15 protein-coding genes are annotated in these 17,948 nt (G+C 61.8%); 9 read left to right on the plus strand and 6 right to left on the minus strand.

Going from position 1 to position 17,948, the window contains the following annotated elements; all coding sequences use genetic code 11:
* Nucleotides 1-175 precede the first annotated feature (175 nt).
* Nucleotides 176-889, minus strand: coding sequence for a tellurite resistance TerB family protein (locus HX786_RS11120; RefSeq protein WP_003209547.1), 714 nt, complete (start codon nucleotides 887-889; stop codon nucleotides 176-178).
* 168 nt (nucleotides 890-1,057) lie between these two features.
* Here HX786_RS11120 and HX786_RS11125 point away from each other — a divergent pair, with 168 nt between their 5' ends.
* The 9 genes from HX786_RS11125 to HX786_RS11165 all read left to right on the plus strand — a co-directional run bounded on the left by HX786_RS11125 (nucleotide 1,058) and on the right by HX786_RS11165 (nucleotide 13,294).
* On the plus strand, nucleotides 1,058-1,969 hold the full coding sequence (locus HX786_RS11125) for a LysR family transcriptional regulator (protein ID WP_003209548.1): 912 nt from the start codon (nucleotides 1,058-1,060) through the stop codon (nucleotides 1,967-1,969).
* Between the two features lie 133 nt (nucleotides 1,970-2,102).
* The gene (locus HX786_RS11130) at nucleotides 2,103-3,560 is read left to right on the plus strand and encodes a gamma-aminobutyraldehyde dehydrogenase (protein ID WP_178912058.1); all 1,458 of its coding nucleotides are present in this window, start codon (nucleotides 2,103-2,105) and stop codon (nucleotides 3,558-3,560) included.
* A gap of 72 nt (nucleotides 3,561-3,632) precedes the next feature.
* Nucleotides 3,633-4,784, plus strand: coding sequence for a putative ABC transporter substrate-binding protein YdcS (ydcS, locus tag HX786_RS11135; RefSeq protein WP_178912059.1), 1,152 nt, complete (start codon nucleotides 3,633-3,635; stop codon nucleotides 4,782-4,784).
* A gap of 180 nt (nucleotides 4,785-4,964) precedes the next feature.
* Entirely contained in the window at nucleotides 4,965-5,999 is a 1,035-nt protein-coding gene (locus HX786_RS11140; protein ID WP_003209551.1) for an ABC transporter ATP-binding protein, read from the plus strand.
* A gap of 1 nt (nucleotide 6,000) precedes the next feature.
* Nucleotides 6,001-6,930 carry an ABC transporter permease gene (locus HX786_RS11145; protein WP_003209552.1) on the plus strand — a complete coding sequence of 310 codons (930 nt, stop codon included), beginning with the start codon at nucleotides 6,001-6,003 and terminating at the stop codon, nucleotides 6,928-6,930.
* The gene (locus HX786_RS11150) at nucleotides 6,920-7,729 is read left to right on the plus strand and encodes an ABC transporter permease (RefSeq protein ID WP_003209553.1); all 810 of its coding nucleotides are present in this window, start codon (nucleotides 6,920-6,922) and stop codon (nucleotides 7,727-7,729) included. Before HX786_RS11145 ends, HX786_RS11150 begins: the two co-directional genes overlap by 11 nt.
* 116 nt (nucleotides 7,730-7,845) lie before the next feature.
* The gene (locus HX786_RS11155) at nucleotides 7,846-9,270 is read left to right on the plus strand and encodes a gamma-aminobutyraldehyde dehydrogenase (protein ID WP_003209554.1); all 1,425 of its coding nucleotides are present in this window, start codon (nucleotides 7,846-7,848) and stop codon (nucleotides 9,268-9,270) included.
* A gap of 174 nt (nucleotides 9,271-9,444) precedes the next feature.
* Entirely contained in the window at nucleotides 9,445-11,307 is a 1,863-nt protein-coding gene (locus HX786_RS11160; protein ID WP_087695108.1) for an NAD(P)/FAD-dependent oxidoreductase, read from the plus strand.
* A gap of 361 nt (nucleotides 11,308-11,668) precedes the next feature.
* Nucleotides 11,669-13,294, plus strand: coding sequence for a glucan biosynthesis protein D (locus HX786_RS11165; protein WP_178912060.1), 1,626 nt, complete (start codon nucleotides 11,669-11,671; stop codon nucleotides 13,292-13,294).
* Between the two features lie 45 nt (nucleotides 13,295-13,339).
* Here the strand turns inward: HX786_RS11165 and HX786_RS11170 are convergent, their stop codons facing one another.
* The 5 genes from HX786_RS11170 to recJ form a co-directional block, all read right to left on the minus strand.
* Nucleotides 13,340-13,525, minus strand: coding sequence for a hypothetical protein (locus HX786_RS11170; RefSeq protein ID WP_003209560.1), 186 nt, complete (start codon nucleotides 13,523-13,525; stop codon nucleotides 13,340-13,342).
* Between the two features lie 197 nt (nucleotides 13,526-13,722).
* A complete protein-coding gene (locus HX786_RS11175) occupies nucleotides 13,723-14,259 on the minus strand; it encodes a GNAT family N-acetyltransferase (protein WP_087695111.1) in 537 nt (178 codons plus the stop codon).
* Nucleotides 14,243-14,743: an ATP-binding protein gene (locus tag HX786_RS11180; protein ID WP_177123194.1), complete on the minus strand. Its 501-nt coding sequence runs from the start codon at nucleotides 14,741-14,743 to the stop codon at nucleotides 14,243-14,245. Before HX786_RS11180 ends, HX786_RS11175 begins: the two co-directional genes overlap by 17 nt.
* A gap of 192 nt (nucleotides 14,744-14,935) precedes the next feature.
* The gene (locus HX786_RS11185; RefSeq protein ID WP_003209564.1) at nucleotides 14,936-16,042 is read right to left on the minus strand and encodes an NADH:flavin oxidoreductase/NADH oxidase; all 1,107 of its coding nucleotides are present in this window, start codon (nucleotides 16,040-16,042) and stop codon (nucleotides 14,936-14,938) included.
* A gap of 151 nt (nucleotides 16,043-16,193) precedes the next feature.
* Entirely contained in the window at nucleotides 16,194-17,903 is a 1,710-nt protein-coding gene (gene recJ, locus HX786_RS11190) for a single-stranded-DNA-specific exonuclease RecJ (RefSeq protein WP_008438230.1), read from the minus strand.
* Between the last annotated feature and the right edge of the window lie 45 nt (nucleotides 17,904-17,948).

Raw genomic sequence — 17,948 nt, forward strand, 5'->3', positions numbered from 1 at the left:
CACGGTCCACTGTAGGAGCTGGCTTGCCGGCGATAGCATCACCTCGGTGTGTCTGGAAGACCGAGGTGCCTGCATCGCCGGCAAGCCAGCTCCTACAGAAAAGCGTCTCTGCTTTCGTTCTGGTCTTTGCTTTTACCATAAGTAGCCGTTACCGCAGAAACGGATATGTACACAATCAAACCACCTCAGCCTGCCGCACCTGCTTCTCCAGTTCAGCCTTCAACCCTGGCTCCAACTTAAGCTGCCGCGCCAACTCATCGAGGTAAGCCTTCTCCATGAAGTTCTCCTCATCCACCAACATCACACTGGCGATATACATCTCGGCAGCCAACTCCGGAGTACTGGCAGCCCGAGCCACATCTGCCGGATCCAGCGGCTTGTTCAGCTCGGCATGTAACCACTGCTGCAACTCACGATCGTTATCCAGCTTCACAAACTCCCCTTCGATCAACGCCCGCTCACGCTCATCCACATGCCCGTCAGCCTTGGCCGCAGCCACCAGCGCCTTCAAAATCCCCTGGCTGTGCTGCTCGACCTGGGCCGGCGGCAGCCGATCAATGGTCTGCGGCTCCCCTTGAGGCGCACTGGCCTGCTGCGCCTGCCAATTACCGTAGGCCTTGTAGGCGATCACCCCCAAAGCAGCCAACCCGCCATAGGTCAGCGCCTTGCCGCCAAACTTGCGGGCTTTCTTGTTGCCCAGCAACAGACCCATGGCGCCGGCCGCCAGGGCCCCACCACCGGCACCGCCAAGCAAGCTACCCAACCCGCCGCCTCCCAGCAGTCCGCCAAGGGCACCCTTGTCATCTGACTTGCGCTGCCCGCCAGCCTTGTTCTGCAACATGTCCTGGCCGGATTTGAGCAGTTGATCGAGCAATCCACGGGTATTCATTCACAACCTCCAGAAACTCAAGTTCACAGGACCAATAGGCCCCCAGCGTAAAACTAAGTGCCAAAAACCCCCGATCTAGAGTGCTTCCAGATGTAACGCGCTTACCCCTCAATTAAAACGATATACACTCGAACAAATCTATAAAAACACCCCACTGGTAATTCCAGCATGATGACCTTGCGTCAGATCCGTCACTTCATCGCCGTGGCCGAGACCGGTTCGATCTCCGCCGCTGCCCAGACCGCCTTCATCTCCCAGTCCACCCTGACCCTGGCGATCCAGCAACTGGAACAGGAAATCGGCGTCAACCTGTTCAACCGCCACGCCAAGGGCATGACCCTGACCCACCAGGGCCACCAGTTCCTGCGCCAGGCGCACCTCATCCTCGCCACCGTCGACAACGCCAAGCGCAGCCTGCAACAGAGCACCGACCAGGTGGCCGGGCAGTTGATCATCGGCGTGACCAGCCTGGTCGCCGGCTACTACCTGGCGGACTTGCTTACCCGCTTCCAGCGCGCCTACCCCAATGTCGAAATCCGCGTGATGGAGGACGAACGCCCCTACATCGAACACCTGCTGGTCAGCGGTGAAATCGACGTCGGCGTGCTGATCCTCTCCAACCTCGAAGACCGCCACGCCCTGCAAACCGAAGTGCTCACCCACTCGCCCCACCGTTTATGGCTGCCCGCCCAGCACCCGCTGCTGGAACACGACAGCATCAACCTCGCCGACGTTGCCCGCGAGCCGCTGATTCAACTGAACGTCGACGAAATGGGCCACAACGCCCAACGCATGTGGACCGGCGCCGGGCTGCAACCTCGCGTCACCTTGCGCACCGCCTCGACGGAAGCCGTGCGAAGCCTGGTCGCCGCCGGCCTGGGCGTGTCGATCCAGCCGGACATGACCTACCGCCCCTGGTCCCTGGAAGGCGACATCATCGAGGCCCGGCCGATTGCCGACCTCAGCCAGACCCTCGACGTGGGCCTGGCCTGGCGCCGGGGCACGGCGCGCCCAGCACTGGTGGACCCATTCCTGACGGTGGCCCGCGAACAGCCCCACCCACGCAAGCCATCTATTTAATCGAATGCTGCTTTCAGTATTTAGTATTTGTTGACCTCGCGCCTGACCTCTAGTCTCTGCTCATCCCATAAGAGAAGGTCAGGCGCCTCGCACGAGAACAGCCATGACCACACAAGAAAAGAGATCGCGAAAAATGTCTGGCGCGCCCACACCGCTGCTCACTGCGTTGCTGATCGACGGCGAACTGGTCCCGGGCCAGGGGTTTGTCGAGCCGATCATCAACCCGGCCACCGGTGAAATCCTCACCCATATCGCCGAAGCCAGTACCGAGCAGGTCGAAGCCGCAATCCTCGCCGCCCACCGAGCCTTTGCCGGTTGGTCGCGGACCACGCCCCAGCAGCGCTCGAACATCCTCCTGGGCATCGCCGAGACAATCGAAAAACAAGCCGACTACCTCGCCCGCCTGGAATCGCTGAATTGCGGCAAGCCGCTGCACCTGGCACGTCAGGACGATTTGAGCGCGACCGTCGATGTGTTCCGTTTCTTCGCCGGCTCCGTGCGCTGCCAGACCGGGCAACTGAGCGGTGAATACCTGCCGGGCTACACCAGCATGGTGCGTCGCGATCCTATTGGCGTGGTGGCCTCCATTGCGCCGTGGAATTACCCGCTGATGATGGCCGCCTGGAAAATCGCCCCGGCCCTGGCGGCCGGTAATACCCTGGTGTTCAAGCCGTCGGAACATACCCCGCTGTCGATCCTGGCCCTGGCGCCCGTACTGAGCCAGTTGTTGCCGCGCGGGGTGATCAACATCCTGTGTGGCGGCGGCGAAGGGGTCGGCAGCCATTTGGTCAGCCACCCGAAGGTGCGCATGGTCTCGTTGACCGGCGATATCGTCACCGGGCAGAAGATCCTCCAGGCCGCCTCCAAGACACTCAAGCGCACGCACCTGGAGCTGGGCGGCAAGGCCCCGGTGATCGTGTGCAACGACGCCGACCTGCAAGCCGTGGTCGAAGGCGTGCGCGCCTACGGTTACTACAACGCCGGCCAGGACTGCACCGCCGCGTGCCGCATCTACGCCCAGGCCGGCATCCACGACAAATTGGTGGCCGAGCTCGGCGCCGCCGTCAGCAGCCTGCGGTTTGCCGGCAAGCGCGATGCCGACAACGAACTCGGCCCGCTGATCAGCACCCGCCAGCGCGACCGCGTCGCCAGTTTTGTCGAACGCGCCCTCGGCCAGCCGCATATCGAACGCATCACCGGCGCCGCCGTGCATTCCGGTGCTGGCTTCTTCTACCAGCCAACCTTGCTGGCCGGTTGTAAACAGAATGATGAAATCGTGCAGCGCGAAGTGTTCGGCCCGGTGGTCACCGTGACCCGCTTCGACGAGCTGGAACAGGCGGTGGACTGGGCCAACGACTCGGAATACGGCCTGGCCTCCTCCGTGTGGACCCAGAATCTGGACAAGGCGATGCAAGTGGCGTCGCGCCTGCAATACGGCTGCACCTGGATCAACAGTCATTTCATGCTGGTCAGCGAAATGCCCCACGGCGGCTTGAAGCGCTCGGGGTATGGCAAAGATCTGTCCAGCGATTCGCTACAGGACTACAGCGTGGTGCGGCACATCATGGCGCGCCACGGCCAGCATCTTTAAAACAACAACTACGCTCACGCACCACCTGCTGCAAAAACTGCCCCGACCATAATTAAAGAAGAGGGAACCCCCATGTCTGCGCACAAGACCGCTCTGCTCAGTGCCCTGACCACCGCGCTGCTGGCCAGTGTCAGCATCCAGGCCGCCGAACCGCTGAAGGCGGTGGGTGCCGGTGAAGGCCAGTTGGATATCGTCGCCTGGCCCGGCTATATCGAACGTGGCGAAAGCGACAAGAACTACGACTGGGTCACCGGTTTCGAGAAAGAGACCGGCTGCAAGGTCAACGTCAAGACCGCCGCCACCTCCGACGAGATGGTGAGCTTGATGGCCAAGGGCGGCTACGACCTGGTCACCGCGTCGGGCGATGCCTCGCTGCGGTTGATCGTCGGCAAGCGCGTACAGCCGATCAACACCTCGCTGATTCCCAACTGGAAGAACATCGACCCACGCCTGAAAGATGCGCCGTGGTACGTGGTCGGCCAGCAAACGTACGGCACGCCGTACCAGTGGGGCCCGAACGTGTTGATGTACAACACCAACATGTTCAAGACCGCGCCCACCAGCTGGAACGTAGTGTTCGATGCGCAGAACCTGCCGGACGGCAAGCCGAACAAAGGCCGCGTGCAGGCCTATGACGGCCCGATCTACATCGCCGATGCGGCGCTGTACCTCAAGGCCACCAAGCCGGAACTGGGCATCCAGAGCCCGTACGAGCTGACCGAAACCCAGTACAAGGCCGTGCTCGACCTGTTGCGCGCCCAGCAGCCGTTGATCCACCGCTACTGGCATGACACCACCGTGCAAATGAGCGACTTCAAGAACGAAGGCGTGGTGGCCTCCAGCGCATGGCCGTATCAGGTCAACGGCCTGGTGAACGAGAAACAGCCGATTGCCTCGACCATTCCGAAGGAAGGCGCCACCGGCTGGGCGGATACCACCATGCTGCACACCGATGCCAAGCACCCGAACTGCGCCTACAAGTGGATGGACTGGTCGCTGCAGCCGAAGGTCCAGGGTGATGTGGCCTCGTGGTTCGGTTCGTTGCCGGCGGTTCCCGCGGCGTGCAAGGAAAGCGAACTGCTGGGCGCCGAGGGTTGCAAGACCAACGGTTTCGACCAGTTCGAGAAGATCGCCTTCTGGAAAACCCCGCAGGCTGAAGGCGGCAAGTTCGTGCCATACAGCCGCTGGACCCAGGATTACATCGCGATCATGGGCGGGCGCTAAGCACTCCCTAGTTGATCGTTCCCACGCTCCGCGTGGGAATGCCTCCTGTGACGCTCCGCGTCACGACTTTAAGGGCGGACGCAGAGCGTCCAGCGCTGCATTCCCACGCAGAGCGTGGGAACGATCACATCTACCTCCGATTTAATTTTTACAAGACGCGCCTTTTTGGAGCACCGCACCATGACGCTTGCAGTCCAATTCACCCACGTTTCCCGTCAGTTCGGCGAAGTGAAAGCCGTTGACCGGGTTTCCATCGATATCCAGGACGGCGAGTTCTTTTCCATGCTCGGCCCTTCCGGCTCGGGCAAAACCACGTGCCTGCGCCTGATCGCCGGGTTCGAGCAACCCAGTGCCGGCTCCATCCGCATCCACGGTGAGGAAGCCGCCGGCTTGCCGCCGTATCAGCGCGACGTGAACACTGTGTTCCAGGATTACGCGCTGTTCCCCCACATGAACGTGCGGGACAACGTGGCCTACGGCCTGAAAGTCAAAGGCGTGGGCAAGACCGAACGCCTCAACCGCGCCGAAGAAGCCCTGGGTATGGTCGCCCTCGGCGGTTACGGCGACCGCAAGCCGGTGCAACTCTCCGGCGGCCAGCGTCAACGTGTGGCCCTGGCCCGCGCACTGGTCAATCGTCCGCGCGTATTGCTGCTGGATGAGCCCCTCGGCGCTCTCGACCTGAAGCTGCGCGAACAGATGCAAAGCGAGCTGAAGAAACTGCAACGCCAACTTGGCATCACCTTCATCTTCGTCACCCACGACCAGACCGAAGCACTGTCGATGTCCGACCGTGTGGCCGTATTCAACAAGGGCCGCATCGAACAGGTCGACACCCCGCGCAACCTGTACATGAAGCCCGCCACCACCTTCGTCGCGGAATTCGTCGGCACCTCCAACGTGATTCGCGGCGAATTGGCGCAACGCTTGAGCGGTAACCCGCAGCCGTTCTCGATCCGCCCGGAACACGTGCGTTTCGCCGAAGGCCCGCTGGGCAGCGGCGAGGTGGAAGTCAGCGGCCTGCTGCATGACATCCAGTACCAGGGCAGCGCCACCCGCTACGAACTGAAACTGGAAAACGGCCAGGCCCTGAACATCAGCCAGGCCAACAACCAATGGCTGGACACCACCGCCGGGCATCAAGTCGGCCAGTCCATCACCGCGCGCTGGGCGCGGGAAGCCATGACGCCGTTGACCGACATCGCAGGCGAGGTGTGACATGAGCCTGGCCCTGTCCCAACCCCCGATGCGCAGGTTTTCCAACCTGCTGTACAAGAAGCCCAACCTGTACCTGTCGCTGCTGCTGGTGCCGCCGCTGATCTGGTTCGGCGCGATCTATTTGGGGTCGCTGCTGACCTTGCTGTGGCAAGGCTTCTATACGTTCGATGACTTCACCATGGCGGTCACCCCGGACCTGACCCTGGCCAACTTCGCCGCGCTGTTCCAGCCGTCGAACTTCGACATCATCGTGCGCACCTTGAGCATGGCGGTGGTGGTGTCCATCGCCAGTGCCATCGTCGCGTTCCCGATCGCCTACTACATGGCGCGCTACACCACCGGCAAGACCAAGGCGTTTTTCTACATCGCGGTGATGATGCCGATGTGGGCCAGCTACATCGTCAAGGCCTACGCCTGGACCCTGCTGCTGGCCAAGGGCGGCGTGGCGCAGTGGTTCGTGCAGCACCTGGGCCTGGAGCCGGCGCTGCAATTCATCATGGGCATTCCCGGCGTGGGCGGCAGCACCTTGAGCACCTCGCACCTGGGGCGGTTCATGGTGTTTGTGTACATCTGGCTGCCGTTCATGATTCTGCCGATCCAGGCCTCGCTGGAGCGTTTGCCGCCATCGTTGCTGCAGGCCTCGGCAGACCTCGGCGCCAAGCCGCGCCAGACCTTCATGCAGGTAATTCTGCCGCTGTCGGTGCCGGGGATTGCGGCGGGTTCGATCTTTACGTTCTCGCTGACCCTGGGCGACTTTATCGTGCCGCAACTGGTGGGCCCGCCGGGTTACTTCGTCGGCGGCATGGTGTACGCGCAACAAGGCGCTATCGGCAACATGCCCATGGCCGCGGCGTTCACCCTGGTGCCGATTGTGCTGATCGCGGTTTACCTGTCCATCGTCAAACGTCTGGGGGCCTTCGATGCACTCTGAAAAAGCCTCACTCAGTCTAAAAATCGCGGCCTGGGGGGGGTTGGTTTTCCTGCACTTCCCGATCCTGATCATCTTCCTCTACGCCTTCAACACCGAAGAGGCGGCGTTCAGCTTTCCACCCCAGGGCTTCACCCTGAAGTGGTTCAGCGTGGCCTTCTCGCGGCCGGACGTATTGGAAGCAATCAAGCTGTCGCTGCAAATCGCGGCCATCGCCACGCTGATTGCGATGGTGCTCGGCACCCTGGCCTCGGCGGCGTTGTATCGCCGGGAGTTCTTCGGCAAGCAAGGCATCTCGCTGATGCTGATCCTGCCGATTGCACTGCCGGGGATCATCACCGGTATCGCGTTGCTGGCGACCTTCAAGACCCTGGGGATTGAGCCGGGGATGTTCACCATCATCGTCGGCCACGCGACCTTCTGCGTGGTGATCGTCTACAACAACGTGATCGCCCGTTTGCGCCGCACTTCCCACAGCCTGATCGAAGCCTCGATGGACCTCGGCGCCGACGGCTGGCAGACCTTCCGCTACATCATCATGCCCAACCTCGGCTCGGCGTTGCTGGCCGGCGGCATGCTGGCGTTCGCGCTGTCGTTCGACGAAATCATCGTCACCACCTTCACCGCCGGCCACGAGCGCACCTTGCCGCTGTGGCTGCTCAACCAGTTGAGCCGGCCACGGGATGTGCCGGTGACCAACGTGGTGGCGATGCTGGTGATGATCGTGACGATGTTCCCGATCCTGGGTGCCTATTACCTGACCCGCGGCGGCGAAAGCGTGGCCGGTAGTGGCGGTAAATAACTGACAACACATTGCCACTGAAGGAATGAGATTCAAATGTGGGAGCGGGCTTGCTCGCTCCCATACTTGAACCGGTTTCGGCAGGGGAAACGATGCAGCTTTAAGAGGACTGAACCATGCAAACCAAACTGCTGATAAACGGCCATCTGGTCGAAGGCGAAGGCCCGGCGCAGCCGGTGTTCAACCCGGCGTTGGGTCGGGTACTGGTGGAAATCAAGGAAGCCAGCGAAGCCCAGGTCGACGCCGCCGTGCGTGCTGCCGACAGCGCTTTTGAAGGCTGGTCGCAAACGCCACCGAAGGATCGCTCGCTGCTGCTGCTCAAACTCGCCGACGCCATCGAAGCCCACGGCGCAGAGCTGGCCAAGCTTGAGTCGGACAACTGCGGCAAACCCTACAGCGCCGCGCTGAATGATGAGATCCCGGCGGTGGCCGATGTGTTCCGCTTCTTCGCCGGCGCCAGCCGCTGCATGAGCGGTTCGGCCGGCGGCGAGTACCTGCCGGGCCACACCTCGATGATCCGCCGTGACCCGGTGGGCGTAATTGCCTCCATCGCGCCGTGGAACTACCCGCTGATGATGGTCGCCTGGAAAATCGCCCCGGCCCTGGCCGCCGGTAATACCGTGGTGCTCAAGCCTTCGGAACAAACTCCGCTGACCGCGCTGCGCCTGGTGGAACTGGCCGCTGAAATTTTCCCGGCCGGTGTACTCAACCTGGTGTTTGGCCGTGGGCCAACCGTGGGCAGCCCGCTGGTGAATCACCCGAAAGTGCGCATGGTGTCGCTGACGGGTTCGATTGCCACCGGGGCCAATATCATTTCCAGCACTGCCGACAGCGTCAAACGCATGCACATGGAATTGGGCGGCAAGGCGCCGGTGATCATCTTCAACGACGCCGATATCGACGCGGCGGTGGAAGGCATTCGCACCTTCGGCTTCTACAACGCCGGGCAGGATTGCACCGCTGCGTGCCGGATTTATGCACAGGCCGATATCTACGACGCGTTCGTCGAGAAGCTCGGCGCGGCGGTTGCCAGCATCAAATACGGTTTGCAGGATGACCCGGCCACCGAGCTGGGCCCGCTGATCACCGCACAGCACCGTGACCGTGTGGCCGGGTTTGTGGAGCGTGCCGTGGCGCAATCCCATATCCGCCTGATCACGGGTGGCAAGGCGGTGGAAGGCAACGGGTTCTTCTTTGAGCCGACCGTATTGGCCGACGCGCAGCAGGACGATGAAATCGTGCGCCGCGAAGTGTTCGGGCCAGTAGTGTCGGTAACCAAATTCAACGACGAGGCCCAGGTATTGGCCTGGGCCAACGATTCGGACTACGGCCTGGCCTCTTCCGTGTGGACCGCCGACGTCGGCCGCGCCCATCGCCTGGCTGCACGGTTGCAGTACGGCTGCACCTGGGTGAATACCCACTTCATGCTGGTCAGCGAAATGCCCCATGGCGGTCAGAAACTGTCCGGCTACGGCAAGGACATGTCCATGTACGGCCTGGAGGACTACACCACCGTTCGCCATGTGATGTTCAAGCACTGACCCTTTACCCCTGTCGAAGCGAGCTCACTGTGGCGAGGGAGCTTGCTCCCGCTGTAGTGCGAGGTGCTCCCAGGTTTTTTGGGGCCGCTACGCAGCCCAGCGGGAGCAAGCTCCCTCGCCACAACAGCCGGCTCCTGCAGGGATCTCATAACAATAAATAATTCGCAGGTTCCCATGGACATCACCCGCCGCGACTTCCTCAACGGCGTCGCTATCACGATTGCCGCCGGTATGACCCCGCTGCAAATCCTCCAGGCCGCTCCCGATGGCCGCTACTACCCGCCCGCCCTCACAGGCTTGCGCGGCAGCCATGTCGGCTCATTCGAAGTTGCCCACCAGATGGGCTGGGAAAAGAAGGCCTTCGACACCGATAAACTGCCGATCACCGAAGACTACGACCTGGTGGTGGTCGGCGGTGGCTTGAGCGGTTTGTCGGCGGCGTGGTTCTACCGTGAGAAGCACCCGAAGGCGAAGATCCTGATCCTGGAGAACCACGACGACTTCGGCGGCCATGCCAAGCGCAATGAGTTCCAGGCCGGTGGCCGGCTGATCATCGGCTACGGCGGCAGCGAAGCGTTCCAGTCACCGAATCATCTTTACAGCAAGGAAGTAAACGGGCTGTTGAAAAAACTCGGGGTGAACATCAAGCGCTTCGAGACCGCCTTCGACCGCCAGTTCTACCCGGGCCTGGGTTTGTCCCGTGGGGTGTTCTTCGACAAGGAAAACTTTGGCGAAGACAAACTGGTGACCGGCGACCCGACGCCGATGGTCGCCGACGACATCGCCCCGGACCAGTTGCATGCGCGCTCCATCAGCGACTTCATCAATGATTTCCCGCTGCCGGAAACCGACCGTCAGGCGCTGATTGCCTTGCACGTCGCGCCCAAGGATTACCTGCCGGGCAAGACTGCCGAGGAAAAGGCCGAGTACCTCGCGGCCACCAGCTACCGCGATTTCCTGCTCAAGAACGTAGGACTCTCGGAAGGCGCGGTGAAGTACTTCCAAAGCCGCACCAACGACTTCATGGCCTTGAGTATCGACGCGGTGGCGTCGGCTGATGCCTACAGTGTGGGTTTCCCTGGCTTCGGCGGAATGAACCTGGCACCGATCAGCGAAGAAGCCGCCGCAGAAATGGAAGAACCCTACATCTACCACTTCCCCGACGGCAACGCCTCGCTGGCACGCTTGCTGGTGCGCAGCCTGATTCCGGCAGTGGCACCGGGGCACACCATGGATGACATCGTGCTGGCGCCGTTTGACTACGCCAGGCTTGATCAGCCCAGGACACCGGTGCGGGTGCGTTTGAACAGTACTGCGGTCAGTGTGCGTAACGTCGGTGACGGTGTGCACATCGGCTACAGCCGTGGCGGCCAACTCGCACAGGTCCGCGGCAAACGCTGCATCCTGGCCTGCTACAACATGATGATCCCGTACCTGCTGCGCGATCTGCCGGCAGAACAAGCCCAGGCCCTGAGCCAGAACGTGAAGTACCCGCTGGTCTACACCAAAGTGGTGGTGCGCAACTGGACGTCGTTCCAGAAGCTGGGGGTGCACGAGATTTATGCAGCGACCCAGCCTTACAGCCGGATCAAGCTGGATTACCCGGTGAGCATGGGCGGCTACGAGCACCCGCGCGACCCGACGCAGCCGATTGGTTTGCACATGGTGTACGTGCCCACCAGCCCCAACAGCGGCATGAACGGCCGCGACCAGGCCCGCGCCGGGCGGGGCAAGTTGTACGGGCAGACGTTTGAACAACTGGAAGCGCAACTGCGCGACCAACTGCAGCGCATGCTCGGCCCGGGTGGCTTCAACCACCAGACCGACATTCTGGCGATCACTGTCAACCGTTGGTCACACGGCTATGCGACCTTCTCCAACAGCTTGTTTGACGATGCCGATGAAAGCGAAAAACTGAAGGACCTAGCGCGCCAGCCGGTGGGACATGTGAGCATCGCCAACTCGGATGCGGCGTGGAGTGCGTATGCCCATGCGGCGATTGATGAGGCATATCGAGCGGTAGGCGAAGTGGGCTGATCCCGGCATTCCTGAAGGAAGAGATTATTGTGGCGAGAGAGCTTGCTCCCGCTGGGCTGCGCAGCAGCCCCAAACCAGGCGATCGAGATATCCCTGAAGGATCTCCATCGCCTGAGCTGGGGTCGCTTCGCGACCCAACGGGAGCAAGCTCCCTCGCCACACGGTTTCCACAGAAACGTCTTGTTTCATATGCAGCGCCATCAACCCGCCATCAATCATTTTTCCTTGCGCACCGAACCGCTTAAGCTATTTGGTATCTGTTTAATGTCCGTTGCGTTTGGCCGAAGGCATGTCCGAACCGTTTTCCTTGATCCAGCACGTGCCAGGAACGGCGCGGGATTGTTCACGACAGGTTGTATTTATGCACCGCAGGAATTTGCTCAAAGCGTCCATGGCCATCGCGGCTTACACCGGTCTGTCGGCCAGTGGCCTGCTGGCCGCCCAGGCCTGGGCGGGCAACCGCGCCGCTGATGGCGAGGCCCAGGCCTTCGATTTCGAGGCCCTGAAGATCCAGGCCAAGCAGTTGGCAAGCAATCGCTACCAGGACACCAAGCAGGTATTGCCGCCGACCCTGGCGACCATGACCCCGCAGAATTTCAACGCCATCGGCTACGACAGCAAGCATTCGCTGTGGAAAGAATTGAACGGCCAGCTGGACGTGCAGTTCTTCCACGTCGGCATGGGCTTCAAGACGCCGGTGCGCATGTACAGCGTCGACCCGAAAACCCGCCAGGCCCGCGAGGTGCACTTCCGCCCTTCGCTGTTCAACTATGAAAAAACCACGGTAGACACCAAGCAGTTGACCGGCGACCTGGGTTTCTCCGGCTTCAAGCTGTTCAAGGCCCCGGAACTGGACCGCCACGACGTGCTGTCCTTCCTCGGCGCCAGCTACTTCCGTGCGGTGGATTCCACCGGCCAGTACGGCCTTTCCGCACGCGGCCTGGCCATCGACACCTACGCGAAAAAGCGCGAGGAATTCCCGGACTTCACCAAGTTCTGGTTCGAAACCCCGGACAAGGACAGCACCCGCTTCGTGGTCTACGCCCTGCTGGATTCGCCGAGCGCCACTGGTGCCTATCGCTTCGATATCGACTGCCAGGCCAACCAGGTGGTAATGGCCATCGACGCCCATATCAATGCGCGTACCGCCATCGAGCAACTGGGCATCGCACCGATGACCAGCATGTTCAGTTGCGGCACCGTTGAGCGGCGGATGTGCGACACCATTCACCCGCAAATCCACGACTCGGATCGCCTGGCCATGTGGCGCGGCAATGGCGAGTGGATCTGCCGCCCGCTGAACAACCCGGCTACCCTGCAATTCAACGCGTTTGCCGACACCGACCCGAAAGGCTTCGGCCTGGTGCAGACCGATCATGAGTTCGCCAGCTATCAGGACACGGTGGACTGGTACAGCAAACGCCCAAGCCTGTGGGTAGAACCTACTACTGCGTGGGGTGAAGGCTCTATCGATCTGCTGGAAATTCCTACAACCGGCGAGACCCTGGACAACATCGTGGCCTTCTGGACCCCGAAGAAGCCCGTCGCTGCCGGCGAATCCCTGAACTACGGCTACAAGCTCTACTGGAGCGCCCTGCCGCCGGTCAGCACGCCACTGGCGCAGGTCAATGCCACCCGTTCGGGCATGGGCGGTTTCACCGAAGGTTGGGCGCCGGGCGAGCACTACCCCGAAGTCTGGGCGCGGCGCTTTGCCGTGGACTTCAACGGCGGCGGGCTGGATCGTTTGCCTGAAGGCACCGGGATCGAGCCGGTGGTGACCTGCTCCCATGGTGAGGTCAAAGACTTCAGCGTGTTGGTACTGGATGCCATCAAGGGCTATCGAATTCTGTTTGACTGGTACCCGACCAGCGACAGCGTCGAGCCGGTTGAACTGCGGCTGTTCATCCGCACCCAGGACCGCACCTTGAGCGAAACCTGGCTGTACCAATACTTCCCACCTGCACCAGACAAGCGCAAGTACACCTGATACCGAACGTTCCCACGCTCGCGTGGGAACGCCCCTTCGGGATCTTCAGAACCGCGAAATACTCTTCATCGCCCCAATCAAGTACCGCATCGCCACCTGATCACTCTCGGTCAGGGCGCGGTACTGTTCCAGCAATTGCTCTTCGTCCGAACTCAGGCGTCGGCTGCGCAGCGACATCCTGCGGGCCAGAAAAGACGACAACACCCCCGCTACACCATAAGACTTGGCCATGGACTGTCTCCTCGTATCAATCAACTGCTCCTGGTTGCCCATAACCCCATCCCGCGATGCGACCTGCGAGGATCAACAAGCTGATTTCCTGGGCCAGAAATCATGCTTACCTTAAGCGTAGAAACTATCTTGCCGGGCGTGGGACTTTTTTAGAGTAATCACTTAAAAAAACGCTTGCAGGGCAATGACCTACAGCGTTATCCCACAAGCGGCCGGTACAGGTGGATGTCGTGCGGCTCCTGTTGAAACAGCTCGGGATCCGGCTGCTTGAGCAACCGGCAGCCGAGCCGCAGATAGAACTCCACCGTATTGCGCGATTCCGTGGCCGATACGTACAACGCCTCGGCCCCGGCTGCGCGGGCGTGTTCACAGGCCAGGGCAAACAGCTGGCCACCCAGGCCCAGGCCACGGGCCCCATGGCTCACATGCAGGAATTTGAGCTGGCGCATACGCAGGCCCTGGTTGAGGATAACCCGGTTGTCCACTACCACGGCCGCCAGCAGCTTTGCATCGTCAAACACACCGTGCAGCCACCCGCCGCGCTTCAGGCACGCCTGCAAGGCCACGGCATCCTGCTCCGCTTCGCCTTCGGGCCAGCCGCGCATGTCGTGGTGCTCGGGGTACAGCAGCAACTCCCCGTGCTCCACGCGATAGCACGCCTCGATCCGTTCGGTACGGTCAATCAGCGCCAGCAACGGCAGGTCCTTTTCGGTCAGGTCACACTTGATCAACATGCTGTGCTTCCAAGGGTTGATGGTGAACAAGGTTGAAGCCTTCCGCAGGTGTCGGTGCTTCGAAATAGCCGGTGATCAAGTCGAACTGGGCGTCACTGGTTTCGAACGCGTGGGTACCCTCCGCGTTGCGCGCACGCAGGCGTGCCTTGCAGACCTCGTCCGGCACATCCAGGTAGTGCAATTGATGGTCAGCGCCTGCGCCTTCGAACAATGAGCGCATCCAGCGGCGGCTGGCCAGGGTGTTGGCGGGAAAATCCAGCACCACCGAGACGCCGGCCTTGAGCAACGAGATGATATGGGCCGTCAACGCATCGCGCAGGTGGCCGGTGCAGCGCACGTAGTCGCCCAGAGCCTGGATCTGTCCGGGATAAAGGCGTGACAGCCACTCATCCTCGCTGATCAATACCGTCTGTGGGGCTTGCGACAACTGCTGGGTCAGGGTCGATTTACCGGATGCGATTTTGCCGCAGATCAGGTGCAACATGAGCTTCTCCTTGTGTCGCAGGGCTTGGCCGGTGATCGGCGGGCAATAAAAAACCCGCCGGATCAAGGGCGGGTTTTTCATGCTTTTCCAGCACGCGTCAGCCCACCCTCTCCTGGAGGGTGGGAATAATCGAGGCGTTCAGTAATAGAGTCATAGTTTCGACATTAGCTTCAGGCGTTTTCCTACGCAAGGTTAATCCCGCAAGTCCGACTCATGAATCGGCTGGTCGCGATGCGTAGCCCGCTGATACTGCGCCGGCCAGGTGGCTTTGCGCCCGCCCAGGTCATCGTCGGCATGCAGTGGCCAGTACGGGTCACGCAACAGTTCACGGGCGAGGAAAATGATATCGGCCTGACAGGTACGCAAGATGTGCTCGGCCTGGGCGGGCTCGGTAATCATGCCCACGGTGCCAGTGGCGATTCCCGACTCTTTGCGCACACGCTCGGCAAAGCGGGTCTGGTAGCCGGGCCCGGTAGGAATTTCCGCATTGGCCGCGGTGCCACCCGAGGAGACGTCGATCAGGTCGACGCCCAGGTCTTTCAGGCGGCGCGCCAGTTCGACGGTTTCATCCGGGTTCCAGCCGTCCTCGACCCAATCGGTGGCCGAGACCCGCACAAACAGCGGCAGCTCCTGCGGCCAGGCCTCACGCACCGCCGTGGTCACTTGCAGCACCAGGCGGATGCGGTTTTCGAACGAGCCGCCGTACTGGTCCTGACGCTGGTTGCTCAGGGGCGAAAGAAATTGATGCAACAGGTAGCCATGGGCGGCATGGATTTCCGCCACTTTGAAACCGGCGGTCAACGCGCGCTTGGCGGCAGCGACGAAGTCAGCGATCACTTGCTGGATCTGCCCTTCATCGAGTTGCTTGGGTGAAGTGTGCTGCGGATCGAAGGCAATCGGCGAGGGGCCCACCGGCACCCAGCCACCGTCTTCCGGCTTGACGCTGCCGTGCTTGCCGATCCATGGCCGGTGCGTGCTGGCTTTGCGCCCGGCGTGGGCCAGTTGAATGCCCGCCACCGCGCCCTGGGCATTGATAAAGCGCGTGATGCGTTGCAGCGGTTCGATCTGTTCGTCGTTCCACAGGCCCAGGTCCTGGGCGGTGATGCGGCCATCGGCAGTCACGGCGGTGGCTTCGGTAAAGATCAGCCCGGCGCCACCGACGGCACGGCTGCCGAGGTGCACCAGGTGCCAGTCATTGGCCAGGCCATCGACGCTGGAATACTGGCACATTGGTGACACGGCGATGCGGTTGAGCAGGGTCAGTTGGCGCAGGGTATAGGGTTCAAGCAGCAGACTCATGGGGCACCTCTTTTATGCAGTGGGCAGGCTCCAGGGTTCTGTTTGAAAGGTCGACGAAAAACCCGTCCCCGGCGGGCTGAAATAAGACAAGGTCACAAGACCGATCACACAGTGCTTAGAGACTAGTCGACAACAGAGGATTGCACAGGGTTCAGCGCGGCTCGATATGCGCGATCATCAGTTGCACGGTTTCCTGGCCACGGAACTCGTTCACGTCGAGCTTGTAGGCCAGTTCCACCCAGCGAATGGTGGGGTTGGGCCAGATCTCGCGGTCGATGCCGAAAGCAATGCCATCGAGCTTCACCGATCCACACTCGCTCTTGAGCACCACCTTCAGATGGCGCTCGCCGACGACGCGCTGCTCCACCAGTTGGAACACCCCGTGAAACAACGGCTCTGGGAAATGCTGGCCCCACGGCCCGGCGTTGCGCAGGGCGCGGGCCAGTTCCAGGTGAAACTCTTCAACCGCGAGGGTGCCGTCGGACAGCAGCCGGCCCGTCAGGTCTTCTTCGCGCAGTTGCCGACGCACTTCGGCGTCAAAGGCCTCGGCGAACAGTGGGAAGTTGGCCTCGGGCAAGGTAAGACCTGCCGCCATGGCGTGGCCGCCGTACTTGGCGATCAGCGTTGGGTGCTGGCTGGCCACCACGGCCAGCGCGTCACGAATATGAAAACCCGGCACGGAGCGCCCGGAGCCCTTGAGCAGGCCGTCACCGGCGTCGGCAAAGGCGATGGTCGGGCGGAAGTAACGCTCTTTCATGCGCGAGGCAAGGATGCCGATCACGCCCTGGTGCCATTCCGGGTCGAACAGGCACAAGCCATACGGCATCGACTCCACCGGCAAGTCCTTGAGCTGGGCCAGGGCCTCGCGCTGCATGCCTTGTTCGATGGACTTGCGGTCCTGGTTCATGCCGTCCAGTTGCGCGGCCATTTCCCGGGCGGCGGCGAAATCCGAGGTGAGCAGGCACTCGATGCCCAGGCTCATGTCATCCAGGCGCCCGGCGGCGTTCAGGCGCGGGCCCAGGATAAAACCAAGGTCGGTGGAGGTAATGCGGGCGTGATCGCGCTTGGCTACTTCGAGGATCGCCTTGATCCCCGGCCGGGCACGACCGGCACGAATGCGTTCCAGGCCCTGGTAGACCAGGATGCGATTGTTGGCGTCCAGCGGGACCACGTCGGCCACGCTGCCCAAGGCCACCAGGTCCAGCAGTTCGCCGATATTCGGCTGCGGCTTGTTCTCGTACCAACCCAAACTGCGCAAGCGCGCACGCAGGGCCATCAGCACGTAGAAGATCACGCCCACACCGGCCAGGGCCTTGCTGGGGAATTCACAGCCCGGCTGGTTCGGGTTGACGATGGCGTCGGCTGCGGGCAGTTCGTCGCCCGGCAAGTGGTGGTCGGTAACCAGCACCTTGAGCCCCGCCGCTTTCGCGGCCGCCACGCCTTCGACGCTGGAGATACCATTGTCCACGGTGATCAGCAGCTGTGGCTGGCGCTGCAGGGCCACGGCGACGATTTCCGGGGTCAGGCCGTAGCCGTATTCGAAACGGTTGGGCACCAGGTAGTCGACATGGGCGGCGCCCAACAAGCGCAGGCCCAGGGTGCCCACGGTGCTGGCGGTGGCGCCGTCGGCGTCGAAGTCACCCACGATCAGGATCCGCTGGCGCTGCTCCAGGGCCGTCACCAGCAAGTCCACCGCAGCATCGATGCCCTTGAGCTGCTGATACGGGATCAGCCGCGCCAGGCTTTTATCCAGCTCGGCTTCCGATTGCACCCCGCGTGCGGCGTAGAGACGGGTCAACAACGGTGGCAATTCACCGAGGAATGGCAGGACGGCGGGCAACGGGCGAGGATCGATACGCATGGGGTGACGGAAACTTCTCTTTAATGTTGAAATTAGCGGTGATCC

The sequence above is a fragment of the Pseudomonas sp. 21615526 genome (assembly GCF_013386245.1).
In the GTDB taxonomy this organism is placed as follows: domain Bacteria; phylum Pseudomonadota; class Gammaproteobacteria; order Pseudomonadales; family Pseudomonadaceae; genus Aquipseudomonas.